15 protein-coding genes are annotated in these 16,760 nt (G+C 44.5%); 11 read left to right on the plus strand and 4 right to left on the minus strand.

Going from position 1 to position 16,760, the window contains the following annotated elements; genetic code table 11:
* Positions 1-367 precede the first annotated feature (367 nt).
* The gene (locus tag H6F77_RS18755; RefSeq protein ID WP_190490072.1) at positions 368-850 is read left to right on the plus strand and encodes a cupin domain-containing protein; all 483 of its coding nucleotides are present in this window, start codon (positions 368-370) and stop codon (positions 848-850) included.
* Between the two features lie 158 nt (positions 851-1,008).
* On the opposite strand, the gene H6F77_RS18760 is transcribed toward H6F77_RS18755, so the two are convergent.
* Positions 1,009-1,551, minus strand: a complete 543-nt coding sequence (locus tag H6F77_RS18760; protein ID WP_190490073.1) for a GAF domain-containing protein — start codon at positions 1,549-1,551, stop codon at positions 1,009-1,011.
* 360 nt (positions 1,552-1,911) lie between these two features.
* Here H6F77_RS18760 and H6F77_RS18765 point away from each other — a divergent pair, with 360 nt between their 5' ends.
* The 4 genes from H6F77_RS18765 (at position 1,912) to H6F77_RS18780 (ending at position 7,461) form a co-directional block, all read left to right on the plus strand.
* Positions 1,912-2,511, plus strand: a complete 600-nt coding sequence (locus tag H6F77_RS18765) for a hypothetical protein (RefSeq protein ID WP_190490074.1) — start codon at positions 1,912-1,914, stop codon at positions 2,509-2,511.
* Between the two features lie 358 nt (positions 2,512-2,869).
* Positions 2,870-5,290 carry an OmpA family protein gene (locus H6F77_RS18770; RefSeq protein ID WP_190490075.1) on the plus strand — a complete coding sequence of 807 codons (2,421 nt, stop codon included), beginning with the start codon at positions 2,870-2,872 and terminating at the stop codon, positions 5,288-5,290.
* A 369-nt stretch (positions 5,291-5,659) separates the two neighbouring features.
* Positions 5,660-6,478: a hypothetical protein gene (locus H6F77_RS18775; RefSeq protein ID WP_190490076.1), complete on the plus strand. Its 819-nt coding sequence runs from the start codon at positions 5,660-5,662 to the stop codon at positions 6,476-6,478.
* A 719-nt stretch (positions 6,479-7,197) separates the two neighbouring features.
* A complete protein-coding gene (locus H6F77_RS18780) occupies positions 7,198-7,461 on the plus strand; it encodes a hypothetical protein (protein WP_190490077.1) in 264 nt (87 codons plus the stop codon).
* A gap of 137 nt (positions 7,462-7,598) precedes the next feature.
* On the opposite strand, the gene H6F77_RS18785 is transcribed toward H6F77_RS18780, so the two are convergent.
* A complete protein-coding gene (locus H6F77_RS18785) occupies positions 7,599-8,630 on the minus strand; it encodes an adenosine deaminase (protein WP_190490078.1) in 1,032 nt (343 codons plus the stop codon).
* Between the two features lie 143 nt (positions 8,631-8,773).
* On the opposite strand from H6F77_RS18785, the gene H6F77_RS18790 reads away from it, so the two are divergent.
* The 6 genes from H6F77_RS18790 (at position 8,774) to H6F77_RS18815 (ending at position 14,170) form a co-directional block, all read left to right on the plus strand.
* Positions 8,774-10,126: an adenylosuccinate synthase gene (locus tag H6F77_RS18790; protein ID WP_190490079.1), complete on the plus strand. Its 1,353-nt coding sequence runs from the start codon at positions 8,774-8,776 to the stop codon at positions 10,124-10,126.
* Between the two features lie 103 nt (positions 10,127-10,229).
* A complete protein-coding gene (locus H6F77_RS18795) occupies positions 10,230-10,823 on the plus strand; it encodes a 50S ribosomal protein L25/general stress protein Ctc (RefSeq protein ID WP_190490080.1) in 594 nt (197 codons plus the stop codon).
* A gap of 150 nt (positions 10,824-10,973) precedes the next feature.
* Positions 10,974-12,506, plus strand: a complete 1,533-nt coding sequence (locus H6F77_RS18800) for a bifunctional aminoglycoside phosphotransferase/ATP-binding protein (RefSeq protein WP_190490081.1) — start codon at positions 10,974-10,976, stop codon at positions 12,504-12,506.
* Positions 12,507-12,545: 39 nt separating this feature from the next.
* Entirely contained in the window at positions 12,546-12,905 is a 360-nt protein-coding gene (locus H6F77_RS18805; RefSeq protein ID WP_190490082.1) for a hypothetical protein, read from the plus strand.
* A gap of 106 nt (positions 12,906-13,011) precedes the next feature.
* On the plus strand, positions 13,012-13,803 hold the full coding sequence (locus H6F77_RS18810; protein WP_190490083.1) for a YdcF family protein: 792 nt from the start codon (positions 13,012-13,014) through the stop codon (positions 13,801-13,803).
* 139 nt (positions 13,804-13,942) lie between these two features.
* Positions 13,943-14,170, plus strand: a complete 228-nt coding sequence (locus H6F77_RS18815; RefSeq protein WP_190490084.1) for a hypothetical protein — start codon at positions 13,943-13,945, stop codon at positions 14,168-14,170.
* Between the two features lie 67 nt (positions 14,171-14,237).
* Here H6F77_RS18815 and H6F77_RS18820 read toward each other — a convergent pair whose 3' ends face one another.
* Positions 14,238-14,462 (minus strand): ferredoxin-thioredoxin reductase variable chain, encoded by a 225-nt coding sequence (locus H6F77_RS18820; protein ID WP_190490085.1) that lies wholly within the window; start codon positions 14,460-14,462, stop codon positions 14,238-14,240.
* An 81-nt stretch (positions 14,463-14,543) separates the two neighbouring features.
* On the minus strand, positions 14,544-16,649 hold the full coding sequence (locus tag H6F77_RS18825) for a protein phosphatase 2C domain-containing protein (protein WP_190490086.1): 2,106 nt from the start codon (positions 16,647-16,649) through the stop codon (positions 14,544-14,546).
* Positions 16,650-16,760: the final 111 nt, after the last annotated feature.

The following is a 16,760-nucleotide window of genomic DNA, read 5'->3' on the forward strand; positions in this document are numbered from 1 at the left end:
TCTCGCTCAAAGTTCCCGTCTAAAAAGCCATTTCATAGGGGAACTGGAACTCAATGTGAACATCTTAACTTCTCCATTCTCAACACTGCTTAGAGCTTAACCGAGAAGTATTGCCAGTAAACTCACTTTTATGTCGTTATTATTACCAGCTAATGTTCATAACTATTTATTAACTATGAAAGTCTAATACCAATTCTCTATAAAGTTGCACTTAATACCGAGGTAATGATATAATCTCCTCCACCAATAGAAGCGATCGCTTCTGCTGAGATGGCACCCTTGAACCTGTTTTAACTTCCCTCTTAATTCATCTTTAAACCCCTCGCTTGTTGACCATCAAATTTTCTTAGCACCTTGGTATCAAGAAATGGAAAAGTATTTAGTCACTAAAGAAGAGATCGAGTCTTATGAAGGACTAGAAAAAACACATTTTCTCAACTCCAATGCTCGCCGACTGAATAAGTCTTTAGGAGATTTGACAGGTTTAAAAAATATCGGTTTCCACATCATTGAAGTAGAGCCTGGACGTGAATCAACTGAGCTTCATATGCACTATCACGAAGAAGAGTGCGTATACGTTCTTGAGGGAGAAGCTGAGGCAACAATTGGAGAAAGCGTTTATCCAGTTAAAGCAGGAGATTTTATTGGATATCGCGCTGGTGGTAAGCCACACAAGTTAGAAAACACGGGCAATTCTATATTCAAATGTATAGTAGTTGGTCAAAGGCTAGACCATGATATTGGTGACTATCCAAATTTGCAGAAGCGTATATATAGAAGCAAAGGTTTAAAGTGGAATCTGGTCGATATGGAAAATATAGCTGAACCAGTAGCAGGTAAGAAGGCATAACAGGTAGGATGCACTTCTACTCGAAACCGATTTTCCATACCCCTACACCTTTACCTCTGTCTCTTATAATTTAGTGCATCTTCATGGAGAATTGGTATAACTTGTTTGGCTATAGCTTACCAAACAAGCAAGTTGCGGATTATTAAATGAGCAAAGTTCTAAGCTCCATCGGGTTTGTTAGACTGCACATAGGCAACAGCTAACGGTGCAAGCTTTTCTGTAAGTGCAGTGATAATAGAGTGTTCTTCCTCTGTCCACACTCTTGGCTGACCAAAAACACACGGTTGCAAAATTCCCCACATATGGCCATCTTGACACAGGTGAGCGTGGACTAATGCTCTATGCCCAAATTCTCTTTGCTCGAATGATTTATTAACAACAGAGGGGTCAGCTGTCTCAACATCTTCAACAAAAACAGAGGGATCTGTACGCAGCGCCGCAGCAAATAGGGGGTCTTCTTTTGGCAAAGATTCTGGTTCTTTGTTCCAGGTAGAGTCAAAAATTTTGGGGTACTCAGGAGTACGAAGCCAGTAATAAGGTACTTTACCCAGCCGTGTATGCGGATCGCGTAAATAGAGAAAAATGCGATCGCACTGCAACATCTCACCCAAAGTAGGAAGTAAGGCGGAAAACACAGCCTCTGGCGTGCTGTTGTCGTCGAAAATTTTATCTATATTTGGGGGTAGATTGTGTTCTGTCATTAGCTTCTTTGCTAGATTTTTCGAGCGGTTAAAGCGAGAATTGATGATGATATGTAATATTGACAAAGTGCATCTGCTGTTAAGCTGATGCCGAAAAGCATTATTAACATATCTTCAAAACTGCCTGAAATGATTTTTACTCACATTGCAATATTTAGCTTCTAACTTACGGAATAAGCGAATCAGGCTTAACTCATTAGTAGGTTTTTTCAGTTCAAAAAACAGGGAAAAGTAGAATAGCGATCGCGCTTTCTCCCTCACGCATCTGTCACTATCGGGAAAAGCTCGCTAAATTGCTATGAATTTGCCCCTTATAGTAAAAAGGGACAGAATAACAACTTGTCAGGCGTCTATTAAATTATGAACACACCCAGCCACGTAATTCTTAACCTTGCTATTCTAATTAACCCGCAGTCAATATCACAACCTCTACCGATTTTGTGCGGTGCAGTTTTGCCTGATATACCAATGTTCCTTCTCTACTTCTGGGCAAAATTCATCCGCCGTCTACCAGAACGGCAAATATGGACAGAAACTTACTACGAACCTTTTTGGCAAAACATCACGCACACCTTTCACTCAATTCCTTTAGCGTTAATAGGATGGCTTGTTGCTTACTATTTCAGTTGGCAAGAAATTCAAATTATTTTTAGCAGTGTCTTTTTGCATTCCCTGTGCGATTTACCAGTACATAATGATGATGCACATCGCCACTTCTTACCCTTCAGTAACTACCGTTTCATCAGCCCTATTTCTTACTGGGATGTGAAGCATCACGGCGAAGTTGTGGCTAAAGTGGAGATGCTGTTGGTGTTGGTAGCGACGCTTTATGTTTTACCGTTTTTCCACTCTTACATCAGTAAAGGTTTACTGATTGGGGTTAACTTGATGTACCTGTTGCGATTACTGCGGTATGCGGTTGCAGTTCAACGCGCCGACGAAAATAAGAAATATAGTTAAGTTGGCTATTATTTTTATTTTGTGATAAATTTTTCGTGCGAATCCATCTGCGATCGCTAGTGCTTACGCACCTTACAATATCCTTATAACGGGGGTATAAGTTGCTTCCAGCATCGGCTGATTGGGGAAATATAGGGATTTTGGTAATTAGAGGGGAGAAGGGCGATCGCGGCTGCATCCTGTTAGTTACTGCAAACTAGCAATTTTGATTACTAAACCCGTTCAAGGGCATATCATATCAAAATAGGTAGCTCACGCCTTATCAACTGGTACAACACAAACAAACTTTGTTGTGATTTCTGCGTTTTACCTACTCCTCTATCAGCGACTATTAAACCAGGGTAAGGGATAACAGTCTATGAATTTATCAAATGAAGATGCATCTACTACAAAGCAGCAGCAAGAAGATTTTTTTGAGTTAATTGAGCGGAATCCTTATATTTTCGCCCAGTTTGAGCGCTTATTAAATTTATTAATTGACTTAAATATTATTACTCCCATAAGTAAAGGAAACTCTAAACTAAACAATAGCAACGGCAAAAGGGGATTAATTATTGAGAATTTTTCAAATCTGCCTCTTGAATCAGAAAATTTGGTGAAGGTATCAAAGATATCGGCTAAAGAATCGAGTGCAGATATAGATAATTTAGAATATACAGATAATTTAATCGTGGAAAATAATTTAGCACCAAATTTTGATAATCAGCCGACTCATCTCTTGAGCGAAGAAGAATCTCCTAAACAAGTAAGTCCGGATGTTTCTATTTTAGAGCAACCAGGAGACTTATTACCGCCGAATTTGCCACAGCCAAGTGTTGATATTGAACCGCAGCCTTCCCACTTACAAGCTGAAGAATCTACTAACTATTGGATTCAAGATCCTGAGACTATAGAGGAAACACCAGAAGCATCTTCTAATGAATCGATTCACAATAATTGTAATTTAGATAAAACAGCAGAACCATCTCCTAATTATTCAATTCAAGATGCTGAAATCTTAAAGGAAATAGCAGAATTATTTCCTAACTATTCAATTCAAGATGCTGAGATTGTAGAAGCAACAGCAGAATTATTTCCTAACCCAGCGATTCAGGATAATGAAATTTTAGGCGAAGCAACATCGTTTCCTAATGATTCGATTAAAGATGGTGAAAATTTAGCGCAAACACAAGATTTAAACACAAATATCTCACAGGATGAAACTTTAGCTAGCGAATTACATCGGCTTTTGAACGCAGAAAAAGAATCAGCTAACGAGTCGAGTCAAAATGAGCATAATTTAGAACAAAAAGAAAATATAAACATAAGCAGTTCTCAGGCGGAAAATATGGATAAACCGCCGTTGAATATCCAGCAGGATAAAACGTTAATTATTGAAGATAAAATTGCTAATATTGAGCATATTATTAATGATGTTTTCAAAGATAGAAGTTATGCCACAATTTTATCTTCAATAGAGGATAAAGTGAATAATATAGAACATTGGCTCTATGAGCCGACAGAGTTAATAAATCTAATTATGCCTGCGATCGCAGATATTATAAATCGCCAAAGGGCTGAATCAAAGGAAGAAATTATTGGCGCGATCGCACCCATGATAGATGCATCTATCCAGAACAAAACCAAACAGGATAGCGACGCCATTAGTGAGGTTATAGCATCGACAATTTCGCGCCAGATGCACAACTACCATCAGGAAATCGCAGATGCTATTACAAAACAGATTAACCTCGAACAAGAAGCGATCGCAAATGCTTTAGTTCCTGTGATTGAGAAGACAATTGCTAAACATATCGCTAATAGTGAAAGGGCTTTTAGCTTCAACAAGGCAATTGGTAATATCGCTGCTAAACTTCAGATATTAAAAGTACCAACGCATACAAACGCAGTACCATCACCGCGCAAAAAACCTCCTTCCCTCCGCATTGCGGGCTTATTCTTTTTAAGTTTAATTTTTCTCCCTTTAGGATTTCTTTGGTATCGCAACGGAATTGAACGCCGCATCGAAGCAACAACTACAACAGCCTTAGAATCTGCGCCGGAATTATCTATGTATCGTATTGGTGTTGATGCCAATAATGGAATTATCCGGCTTTCTGGAAAAGTACCAAATCAAAATTTGCGTCAAAAAGCTGGACAAATTGCTAAAAAAGTTGCGGTAGGACTAAAGTTAGACAATGACATCATAACCGTAAAAGTACCTGTAGATCCCGCAGTAACCGCAGCAGAAGTAAAACGGGTGACATCCATACTAAATCAGAGTAGTGGCGTTGCTATAAAAGCTAAGTATACAGAGGGGAATGTCAGGGTTGAAGGAACTGTGGATCGGGATGCAGATATAAAGAAGATTGTACAAGCTATAAAGCAAGTTCCGGGGGTTAAATCTGTCAGTAATAAAGTACAACTAGAACCGAACGCGATCGCTACCCGCATTTACTTCGCTCCTGGTTCAGCAAAATTAAATAATTCTGATATAAGTAGCAAAATTCTCCTAGTCAAAAATTTCCTGGAGAGATATCCCCAGGAAAATATAAGGATAATAGGCAATACTGATGCCACCAGCAACCAGCCAAAATATCAGCAGTTGGCGTTGAAACGTGCGGAATCGGTGCGAGATGCCTTAGTTAACAAAGGGGTTGACGCCAAGCGACTGCAAGTTACAACAAGAACCAACCGTCCCGGATCTCTTGATGCTAACCAACCAGCCTGGTTAAGTAGATCTGTAGAATTTGAAGCGATCGCGCCTGCTGTCAAAACTAAGCAATCGTCAAAAAAATAGCTGAATTTTAGTAATTGAGTTTCTACCTTAAAAAAATTAATTTTACAAAATTGCCTAACTATAGCGCTAGCTCAATTTATTTTAATTGGGTACAATCAGTAGTTTTGCAGGCAAACTTATAGATTTTTTATAAAGCAGCTTATTTGCCAGCCTATGCATACTGTCAGTGCTTCGACGGTAGCTTTTGGCTTGCTTACCTAGTAAATTAATTTTCAGATTGTAGATACAATCGGTTGCTTACTTTAGGCGATGGGCGTCTGCGACTTAAGATACCAAAAAATCGTCAACCACTGGACAATCCCGGTTTACCGCCCTGCGGAGATAATACGCTAACTCAGGCAATTTATACTATCCAAACCCTAAAGTTTTATGACTGCCTTCACTTCTACTAAGAAGAAAAACTTGTGGAAAACAGCAGGGACTTTCCTCCCTCTCCTGCTTGCTAGTCTACTATTCACTCCTAATGCCCTAGCTGCCAAAATTGTCCTTGCCAACGATGAATGGATTTTTAGCAATTTGGGGTTTTCTCATACGCCCGATGCTGGAATTTTTGCTACAAATATTGGTAAATGGTTTACAGATGGGCGTCCCGGCAAGTTTCATGCCTACTCTACCAACTTTGGCCTTATAGAGTCTTCGCTAGCTAATGCTATGACTGGCGCTGGTAACAAATGGACTACGGGTATAAAAATTAAGTTCGATCTGCCGACTTTATTGACATATGATGCAATTTTTCTGGCTGGGAATGTTGCTGACAACCAAGTGCTAATCGACTATGTTAAGGCGGGTGGCAATGTTTATATCGCTGCTGGTACGGGTTGGGGTGGCGAGGTGAGTGAAGCAGCTAGATGGAATACTTTCTTAAACAATTTTGGTTTGGGATTAGAGCCTAGTTACAACACTGATACCGGGAAGAAAATTGCTATTAACAGTCAGCATCCCATATTTCAGGGAGTTAGTTACCTATGGAATGGTTTAGGAAATGCAACGGTTGTTCTCAATCCAGATAACCGGAAAACATCTGTTGTTTTAAGCACCCGCAAAGGTTTGTATGCGGTTTATGACGATCGTCCCAAACCTGTAGGCGTTCCCGCATCACCCTCTGGGCTGGGGGTGTCGGCATTTGTTGCTTATGGTATGGGTTGGAGGTTGTGGCGCAAACATAAATCTCGTCGCCGGGATTTCTAGGAAGCGATCGCACTCGTCTAGTCCAGCTAAGACTAACCCCGAATTCCTACTCTAGTAAACCCCGGAGTGTCAAAAAAAATACATATATAAAGGTTTTGTTAAGGCAGCCGTTGGCTGCCTTGGGCGCTTGCATAAATTTAATTTATGAGTATGGGGTGTTTAACCCCGCTATAAGGCAACGCCAGCTTATGAACTCCAATATTTTCTTATCCTCTTTAAAAAAGTTTACAAACAATGTTTTTAGTTTCAGATTGCTTCATCCGTTCTTAATACTCAATAAAGTGCTTGTATAAAAAGGAATTTAGTTAATTTTCAATTGTCAAAAACTTAACTGGAAAAGTTACGGTAGTATTTTGCTTTATATAAACTTTATATTTTTGTTGATAAGTCGCCGCCTAATTTAAAAATAAAAAGACTTGGTAAACCTCAAGAAAACCATATTAAATACAAGTATTCTTACTTATAACGAGTCATCCTCTTAAAGACAGATGCGTAAATACGGCAATGTGAATTTTTCCCTAATTTGTAGGAATGGAGCTGACGTTTTAATAGCATCTTGACGACCTGAACTCAACCAGCAATAACAAATCTTCATAAATCTGCATGCAAGCCTTATGTAAATTCGGCTTAGCGTCTAGACTTACCTTGCCTTTAGGATGCTAAGTCAACACCCGTTGACATAAATTCTCGCGCACAAATTATCCCCAAATAAGTAGATAATGATCTCTCTGAATTTCCGCAAACTTAGCGTTGCCCTAACAACGTTCGCGGTCGTAGGAACTGTTACGTCTTACCACATAGACAGCGTTAAATATCGCCAAGCTAACACTCAGTTTATTCAGAAAGGAGCAGGCAGCAAAATCAATATCGATGCTGGCAAATTGCTGCCATTCAACACTGATAAGCTGCCATTTGCAGGTACAAGGGGGTCTGATACTAGCCCAAATTTGTTTATTGTTGGCAATGTTCGCGCCAACGAATAACTGAGTTTGATGTTAGTGCAAACCTTTTTCGTGCGAGAAGGCAATCGCCTCGGAGAGGAGATAGCCGCAGGAAATAGTAAACTTACCACGCGAGATAATAAGCAGCGATATCTACGATATATCGCGTCTCTCAGACTTTAGCCTGCGGGTGTAAGTTCGGGTTTCAACAGACCTGTAAGTAGGGAAGCGGGTTTTTGAGTGTAAGGCCAAGCAAAAGCATGGCGGAAAGCCGCATCCTGACAAGCTCGCAACTGTTCAAAATCAATTATGTCCAGAGTCAGCAAGTTTTCATACTCAAACGGCAGACGCACGTTATGCAATCCAGCATTATCAGTGCAGATGGCGATATCTACACCCGCCTCAAAACAGCGGTCGAATACCACCTTTAATTCACGCATATTCGATAGCGTGCCTGTTTTTAGATAAGTTGTGGGGCATACTTCCAAGCACTGACGCTGGGATGCCAATTCGGGCAATAGTTCTGGATATTTTAGAGGAATCTGGATGCCGTGACCAATACGCATCAGATAGGGGAGGAGTTGGGGATAACAACCAGATGGGGTTTCATAGAGATGGCCTGTTGTTTTGATGCCCAGCGATCGCGCATACTCATAAAGGCCTACAAATTCATCCAATCTCTCCCCTACCTGAGCATCCCCCCCAGCCAAGTCTATGGCGCAAACATAATCCTTGGCAGTAGCAGCCAAATCGACAATCGCTCGGTTTACCTCATAAGGCAAACGCGAGTGCATGCACAAAATTTGGCTGGTTACAATCGGATACTCGCTCACCCGGCTGGCTTGGCCAACTATGTCTACAATTTGCGCCATCAAGTCAATTCGTTCCGACTGGCTCAAATGTTCGGGCGTCCGCAAATACGGAGTATATCGCAACTCTAGATAAGCTAAATTTTCAAAAATGTAAGCACCACGAATCAGCCTATAGATGAAGTAAGGCAAAGTTTCTGCCGTTTGCGTGCTTTCCACTAATGTATGTAATTCTAAATACTCATCTAGCGTATTGCGGGGGCGCGTGTAAAACTCCTCGAATGAGGCATACTCCGGAAAGCGTTGAGCCAAATCGGAATTGCTGCGATGGAAATACCGCCACAGAACGCGGGGTACAACCGAACCGCCTAGATGACGGTGGAGTTCAGCATATAAAGTCACTTGTACCTCAGTGTAAGTAAGTTCTAGTTGTTAATTGTCCTCCGCCGACATCAAGCAGCAATTTGTTGCTCCTATGTTGACAGCAGTAGTGACATCTGATAATAATTATAATTTGTGAAAACTTTAGCTCCTTTAATAAACCCTTGGCTAACGTAGTTGTGATAGGTGCCCAGTGGGGCGATGAAGGCAAAGGTAAGATTACAGATCTACTCAGCAAGTCAGCAGATGTTGTAGTACGTTACCAAGGGGGTGTCAATGCTGGACACACCGTCGTCGTTCAGGGTCAAACATTTAAGCTGCACCTGATTCCGTCGGGAATTTTGTATCCCGATACAGAGTGTATTATTGGTTGCGGGACGGTGATCGATCCGCAGGTTCTGCTGGAAGAACTGGATCGACTAGAAGCTTTGAACATATCAACGAGCAATCTGCTGATATCGCAGACTGCCCACGTAACGATGCCTTATCACAGGTTGATAGATCAGGCATCGGAGGAGAAACGGGGCCGTCATAAAATTGGCACGACAGGTCGCGGCATTGGCCCCACTTATGCCGATAAGTCAGAGCGGACGGGGATTCGCGTCTTAGACTTGATGGATACAGAGGGGTTGCGATCGCAGCTGAAATGGACGATCGAATATAAAAACGTCATTCTCGAAAAGCTTTACAACTTACCACCCCTCAATGCAGAAGAAATAATTGAGGAGTATATAGGATATGCCGAACGCTTGCGCCCTCATGTGGTGGACAGTTCGCTAAAGATTTACGACGCAATTCAGCGGCGGCGCAATATTTTGTTTGAAGGTGCCCAAGGAACGCTACTAGACCTAGATCACGGTACTTATCCTTACGTTACTTCCTCAAACCCAGTCGCAGGCGGCGCTTGCGTGGGCACTGGCGTGGGGCCGACAATGATAGACCGCGTGATTGGTGTTGCGAAAGCTTACACCACGAGGGTAGGAGAAGGGCCATTCCCTACAGAATTAAATGGCACAGTTGGAGAATTGTTGTGCGATCGCGGTGCTGAATTTGGCACAACAACTGGGCGCAAGCGTCGCTGCGGCTGGTTTGATGCTGTCATCGGTCGCTATGCCGTCCGCATCAACGGTCTAGACTGTCTGGCAATCACAAAACTTGATGTCCTCGACGAACTAGAGGAAATTAAAGTTTGCGTCGCCTACGAAATTGACGGTCAACGCTGCGAAGACTTCCCCAGCAGCGCTCGTCACTTTGCCCGCTGTCAACCTATCTACAAAACAATACCCGGTTGGCAAAAATCAACGGCTGAGTGCCGTACCTTGGAAGACTTACCAAAACAGGCGCTCGACTATCTCAAGTTCCTGGCAGAATTGATGGAAGTGCCGATTGCGATCGTCTCTCTCGGTGCCAGCCGCGACCAAACGATTATAGTAGAAGATCCAATCCATGGCCCGAAACGGGCGCTGTTGCACGCCAACGGCACGCCAGTAACATCGGTTGCCCGATCTCGGCCTTAAGGAGAGTTTTGAATTTTGAGTTGTTAATTCCTAATTCAGAATTCATCATGCCTTATTATTGGCCGACCTGCTAATTCTTGAAAACCCTCACAAGCTAAACGCAATGCAAGTTACAGTTGAATGTCAAAAGCGAGCCGAAGGCAGCAAACCAAAAGCTCTTCGTCGCTCTGGGTTAATTCCTGCGGTTTTGTACGGTCATAATGGTGCAGAATCCATCCCTCTGACCGTGAACGCGAAAACAGTTGAAACCCTGCTGAAAAAAGCTGCTGTTAACAACACGCTGATCGATCTAACAGTTCCTGAAATTTCCTGGAGCGGACAGACACTCCTCAAGGAAGTTCAAACCCATCCCTGGAGAGGATATCCTTATCACCTCAGCTTTTTTGCCGTCGCCGCTCATGGCGACCTGGATGTGAAAGTGCCCCTGAATTTTACAGGAGAGGCAGCTGGTGTTAAGCAAGACGGCGGCTTGCTAGACCTCGTGATGAACGAACTTCAGGTAAGATGTGCGCCGGAAAGCATCCCCGATTCAATTGAGATTGATGTCTCTAATATGCAAGTTGGTGATGCTCTGCACGTCCACGAACTCGCTTTGCCCGCAGGCGTTACAGCTTTGGCTGAACCGGGTCAAGTGGTTGTAAGCGTTCTGGCTGCTAGACCCAGCGAAGATCCAGAGCCTGAAGCAGCAACCGTATAGGCATGAGGGCAACCCGCGATCGCGGGTTAGTTCTTTTTTGTCTGTAAGTCCAGGGGCTATAGTCCCTGGGTTTTTTATTTAATTGAAACCGCCAAGACGCCCTAGCGAAGCGAAGGCGTTAGCCGTTAGAGCGCCAAGGGAAATAGAAAGATGACTGATACTGCTCTCCCGCCTTTAATTCAGCAAATGTTGCAACCTGGGTTCTATCCCCATTCGGTGACAGAACCAATTGGGTTGATTCAGACTCACGTTTCTTATGTTTTGCTGACTGGCGATTATGTCTATAAAGTTAAAAAGCCGATGAATTTTGGCTTTTTGAATTACTCAACTTTAGAGTTGCGGCAGCATTTTTGTGCTGAAGAAATGCGGCTAAATCAACGCGGTGCAGCGGAAATTTATCTAGAAATTTTGCCCATAACTCAGACTGGGAAACAATATCATCTGGGTGGCACGGGCGAGCCTGTGGAATATGCACTAAAAATGACCCAATTCCCGCAAGATGGGTTGTTCAGCGCTATGTTTGAGCAGGGCAAACTGACTGAAACACATATGCAGGAACTGGGGCGGGTTGTCGCCAAGTTCCACGAAAAAGCGGAGATAAATGACTATATTCGCAGCTTTGGTAAAGTTAGCCAAGTTCGCGATGCTATTGATGAAAACTATCGGCAAACTGAGAAGTATATTGGTGGCCCTCAAACCCAAACCCAATATGAGGAAACTAGAAAATATACAGATGAGGTCTTTGCCAAGAACGAGGATATTTTTAATAGCAGAATCGAAAATAACTGGTTTCGGGAATGTCACGGCGATTTGCATATAAGGAATATTTGTCTGTGGCAAGACAAAATACTGCTGTTTGACTGCATTGAATTTAATGAACCGTTTCGTTTTGTCGATGTGATGTTCGACATTGCCTATGCAGTGATGGATATGGATGCGCGATCGCGTCCAGACTTGGGTAATGCATATTTAAATACTTACGTCGAACAGATGGGTGATTGGGAAGGTTTGCAAGTGCTGCCGTTGTACTTGAGTCGTCAAGCTTATGTACGGGCGAAAGTAACTTCTTTCCTGTTAGACGATCCAGCGGTTCCGCCAGATGAAAAGGAGGCGGCGGCAAAAACTGCGGCTCAATACTACAAGCTGGCTTGGGAATACACTCAACCCAAACAGGGACGCTTGATACTGATGTCGGGTTTATCTGGTTCGGGAAAAAGTACGGTTGCAGCGCAACTGGCGCGAAAAATCGGCGCAATTCATATGCGTTCTGATGCGGTGCGGAAACATCTCGGTGGCGTACCTTTGGCCGAAAAAGGTGGCGCAGAACTTTACTCAGCCGAAATGACCCAGAAGACTTATAACCGCTTGTTGGAATTGGGGATAAAGCTGGCGTCTCAAGGGTGGACGGTAATTTTAGATGCGAAGTACGATCGCCAACAGTTACGGGGGGATGCGATCGCCAAATGCCAATCCCACAATCTGACGCCGCAAATTCTACATTGCACCGCGCCTGACCAAGTGTTGCGCGATCGCCTCTCGTCGCGTGCTGGCGATGTCTCTGACGCCACCGCTGACCTATTGGCAGCTCAACAAGCAGCCGCTGAACCTTTCACACAAGCAGAACAAACCTATGTGACAACGATAGACACCACCAAGGATTGGCAGCCACAATTCCAGTTTTAGATTCTAGATTGGTAGTGACAATCCTAAATCTAGCGGCTGATGACTAAAAACATTTGGCAAGACTCAACCGCACTTGCAGCGGGATTTTCCGCTGGGCTAAAGTGGTGGCTGTTTTTTATAGTTTGCTTTCTTTTGCTGAAATATTCACCGCTCTTTAGTGTTTTTTGTGGGGCAGTTGGGGGGTTAGCTGGTGGTTTTGTTATGGCTTGGTCAAAAAGTACAGATCAACCCTCCAAACCACAGCCAACTTCAACTCCAACCCCTAGAGAAAATACGCCTGTGTTGAGCGGACTCCGTTTAGCGGTACAGCAGAGGAAGAGCAAAAACAAGAACCGAAACACTACGCACACTAGCGGGTTGTTTGGCAAAAATCCCCCACGCAAGTCAAAGCGTCGCTAACTTCGTTCATACTACACCTGTTGCATTAGTCACTAAATACCCTCAGACTGGGACTTAGTTTGTCTGATCGAAATTTCCAATCGCTGGCATTTTTTCAAAAAGCCTAATGTTTCTCTTCCTCTCAAAGTTACTCCCGCTATTCTTCTATCCCTTGGGGTTAGCGTGCCTGTTGATGATTGTGTCTCTGGTGGTGCTGTGGAAACGTCCGCGCTGGACACCCCTGCCGATTGTTCTGGCACTGCTAGTTTTACTGCTAGGGGGTAATGGCTGGATTTCGGACTCGATAGTGCGATCGCTTGAATGGCAAAATATCCCTACTACACCGCTACCAACTGCTGACGCGATTGTTGTCTTGGGAGGCGCAACAAAAGCAGCTTTTCCGCCGCGTCCTGCACCAGATTTGAGCGAAGAGGGCGATCGCGTTTTTTATGGTGCCCAACTATACCGCGAAGGCAAAGCACCGATAGTCATTGCCAGTGGGGGACGCATCGAATGGAAAGGCAGCGGCCCCCCGGAATCTGGGGATATGGCTGTAATTTTGGAGACTCTAGGCGTACCTAAAGAGGCAATAATTGAAGAGCCGCGATCGCTAAACACTTACGAAAATGCGCTCTACGTGAGGCAAATTTTGCAGGAGAAGGGCATCAAGAGGGTGTTATTAGTAACATCGGCAATGCATATGCCGCGATCGCTCTTGATTTTCAAGCGTCAGGGGATTGAAGCCATCCCCGCACCAACAGACTTTTTGGTGACAGAAGCCGACATCAACGAAACCAGCAGCACGCCGCAAGCAATTCTGCTCAACGCCGTACCAGACGCCGATAACTTATACAAAACCACGCGAGCGCTGAAAGAGTACCTTGGAAGAGTAGTCTATAGCCTGAAAGGGTGGCTCTAAGCAAGGCATAAGGCAGAAGGCAAACAAGGAAGTTATTAGTTAGAATAAATTGCTTTCGTGGAGCGATGCTTCCTTAACTTTTGCTGAATACTGTCTTTTATGCTTTTTTTTGCCTTTTTAATTTTTACTTTTTCAACTCATGCCAGAAGAATTTCAACACCTTATTCCCAAGCGTCCGCCACCGCCCGCTGACATCTTTGCAGTGTACCAAGCGACGCGAGAGTTTTACCGAGAAGTAGAGTATCGGCAAGAGTTTGAGAGTTACTGCGAGTGGTATCGAGCGACAGCCGACAGCCATCGCAAAGAATACCAAAAAATGCAAAGTGACATCAATATATGGGGATGGTTTAATCGCGGTAAGCGATAAATAATTTATCCCAACTGTTCATAGTTCATTGCTGATAGCAACGAGCCACGAACAATTGCAGATTACTCTAAGACAAAGCTTCCAGCTCATCTGGGCGTAAGTGAGAGCGGAATTTTTTGTCAAACTGGACGTAAATGGGAAGGTTGGCGCTGACTGGTCTACCTTGCCATTCGGTAACAATAGCTACCACTTCCCCTTCATGATCTTTAATATCAAAAGGTTGACTGCGGTGTTCGGGATGGTGGTAGACAACTACAGATTTAATGACACGGACGCGATCGCCAACTTTCATGATCCTGGTGTTCCCTCTCCGGGAGCCTTCGTCCCGGCTCCAGACAACTTTTTTATCTTTGCACAGAACGGGAGCAAAAACTCACTGGGGTTGTACGGGTGTAGGAGATGGGAAAGATCGGGCTGGTGAAGGTTGTTCTGGATTGAGAATGCGATCGCGCACAGTATCCGATCCTGTAGGATTAACCAGCCACTTCACTAATAACCCAGCAGCGCCCGCAGCTAGAGCCAGCATTACCAACGCCAGCAGCCACACCCAGACTTGCGATCGCCCCTTTTCTGACTTAGCCACCACGACGGGGGCGGGTACCATTTCTTCAGCAGGCGGCGTCGGTTCCTCATGGGTCTGTGGTGGCGAAGCGCTTTGAGTAACTTCGGCAAACTGGGTGGGTTTTATCAGCACTGGAGGCGGCGTACTGTTACTGGCTATTTCCCCAAGATTTAGCAAGACTGGATATTCTGGGGAAACGCGGCAATAAGTAAGTACCACCGACGTGTTATCGTGGCCATTTTTTTGATTAGCTAGATTAATTAAATACTTGACTGCTGATTCCAAAGACATCTGACCCTTGAGAACAGACTCGGCGTAATCTGCCCAAGATTGCTCAACCCAGTTGTTATCGCTAAGACCGTCGGAACACAGCAACAGCAGCCCGTCTTCATCCAAAATAAATCGCCGCACATTAGGACGCAGATACTCAGAATCTTTCGTCCCCAGTGCCTGGGTTAATGCACCCCCATCAGCGCGTTCCAACGCCTGCCGATACAGAGATCGACCTAATTTCACTTCCCGCGTCGCCACGTCATCATCGACGGTCAATTGTTGGCAAGAGTTAGCTGTAATCCAATAGGCGCGGCTATCCCCAACATTGGCGATGTAGAGTTCGTGAGAATTGCCCGTATCAGATAGCGTTTTTATTGCTTGGGGCAGTTGCAGCGCCATCACTAGAGTTGTCCCCATCCTGCGCCGCGATTCTCGCCCTTGTTCGTCATTGCGGGTGGCAATCATGTTATTCGCTATGCGAATAACTGCCGCTATTTGTTCTGCTACCACATCCGGCAGCATGATTTCATCCTGTTCCGCCACCTCTGTCAGCAGTGCTTGTATTTGCAGTTTGAGGGACTGCACTGCTAGTTGGCTTGCTACTTCGCCGCCTTCGTGACCGCCAATGCCATCGCAAACGACACTTAGGTAAGGAATCATCGGGTCGCTAGGGGGAGCGAAATCTGTGGGGAGTTCTACTGCTGTGGGGTAGTAAGCATCTTCATTGTGTTGGCTTCTGGGGCCAGTATCGGTTGCACTGGCAATCCGCAAGCGCAAGTGTTGCGTTGCTGCTTGCTGTAGCAAGAGTTTGTTGAGATTTTGCGCGATCGCTCTGTAGGGCGTTTCCCCCATCTGCATTTGCTGATAAATTTCTAGCAATTGCGGCGCTACCGATCTTTGTGCTTCTTTAAACCACTCTGCCCAGCGATCGCCCAGATGTTGCAAACTCGGTTGCACTGATGTTTCTTCCATCAAGGCGGCTCTTTTCCCTTCTACCGCTGAGGAGTTTATCTCATATTTTGCTGATAACCCGTTGCCGTTAACGCCTGCGCCCAATCCTAGATTTGTATCTCCAACTGGATCGCTATAAAGTTCCCGCAGCCGCACGCGCCACCCATCAACCCGCAGATTTTCCACACTAAACAGACTTGTTGCTACTCGCAACTCCGTTAACTGCGGCCAAAGTTCCAAAATCTGCCACAGCCAGTAAACTTGTCGCACTGGTGATGCTGATGCCCACGCCTCTACAATTGACGGATAATAGTTGCCTTTGGCATCTACAGGGATATTATCCAGCAAAAGAATCTCCCCCATTGGGGACATTTTGCAAACTCCATACACTTCCGGTACGTGGAGGCGCTGGGGATACAACCGCAGGTAGGGAATCATTTCCGCGGTCAGTTGTTCAGGAGCGTGGGGGGCAAAAGTCGGACGTGTATCCAACCAAATTTGTCCTGGCATCACATAGTATTTGTCTGCAACTAGCGAGCCTGGTTGAATTTGTTCCGTCCCTCGATGTGCTGCACGCAGATAGCGATAGAGCAGAGTTGTTTGACAACTTTCACACACGCGATGCCCGACTGGATTTAAGGGGTTGGAGCAGGTTGGATTAGGACAATGAATTAGCGGCTGGGAACGGCTCATCAGTTTAAAAAGTTAAAAAAATTTAAATGAGACTGGTAGTGGAAAATTATTGGCAGATTAGGGGAAATCTATGAACAAGTATTGTAGTCAACAACAATGGGCTAGTGGTCG

Origin of the sequence: Microcoleus sp. FACHB-831 (assembly GCF_014695585.1) — a bacterium.
Classification (GTDB): domain Bacteria; phylum Cyanobacteriota; class Cyanobacteriia; order Cyanobacteriales; family FACHB-T130; genus FACHB-831.

Coding starts and splice junctions, on each gene's coding strand:
- H6F77_RS18795 (WP_190490080.1), top strand. CDS start 10,230: ATGCAAGTTACAGTTGAATGTCAAAAGCGAGCCGAAGGCAGCAAACCA.
- H6F77_RS18780 (WP_190490077.1), top strand. CDS start 7,198: ATGATCTCTCTGAATTTCCGCAAACTTAGCGTTGCCCTAACAACGTTC.
- H6F77_RS18820 (WP_190490085.1), bottom strand. CDS start 14,462: ATGAAAGTTGGCGATCGCGTCCGTGTCATTAAATCTGTAGTTGTCTAC.
- H6F77_RS18775 (WP_190490076.1), top strand. CDS start 5,660: ATGACTGCCTTCACTTCTACTAAGAAGAAAAACTTGTGGAAAACAGCA.
- H6F77_RS18770 (WP_190490075.1), top strand. CDS start 2,870: ATGAATTTATCAAATGAAGATGCATCTACTACAAAGCAGCAGCAAGAA.
- H6F77_RS18805 (WP_190490082.1), top strand. CDS start 12,546: ATGACTAAAAACATTTGGCAAGACTCAACCGCACTTGCAGCGGGATTT.
- H6F77_RS18810 (WP_190490083.1), top strand. CDS start 13,012: ATGTTTCTCTTCCTCTCAAAGTTACTCCCGCTATTCTTCTATCCCTTG.
- H6F77_RS18755 (WP_190490072.1), top strand. CDS start 368: ATGGAAAAGTATTTAGTCACTAAAGAAGAGATCGAGTCTTATGAAGGA.
- H6F77_RS18800 (WP_190490081.1), top strand. CDS start 10,974: ATGACTGATACTGCTCTCCCGCCTTTAATTCAGCAAATGTTGCAACCT.
- H6F77_RS18815 (WP_190490084.1), top strand. CDS start 13,943: ATGCCAGAAGAATTTCAACACCTTATTCCCAAGCGTCCGCCACCGCCC.
- H6F77_RS18765 (WP_190490074.1), top strand. CDS start 1,912: ATGAACACACCCAGCCACGTAATTCTTAACCTTGCTATTCTAATTAAC.
- H6F77_RS18825 (WP_190490086.1), bottom strand. CDS start 16,649: ATGAGCCGTTCCCAGCCGCTAATTCATTGTCCTAATCCAACCTGCTCC.
- H6F77_RS18760 (WP_190490073.1), bottom strand. CDS start 1,551: ATGACAGAACACAATCTACCCCCAAATATAGATAAAATTTTCGACGAC.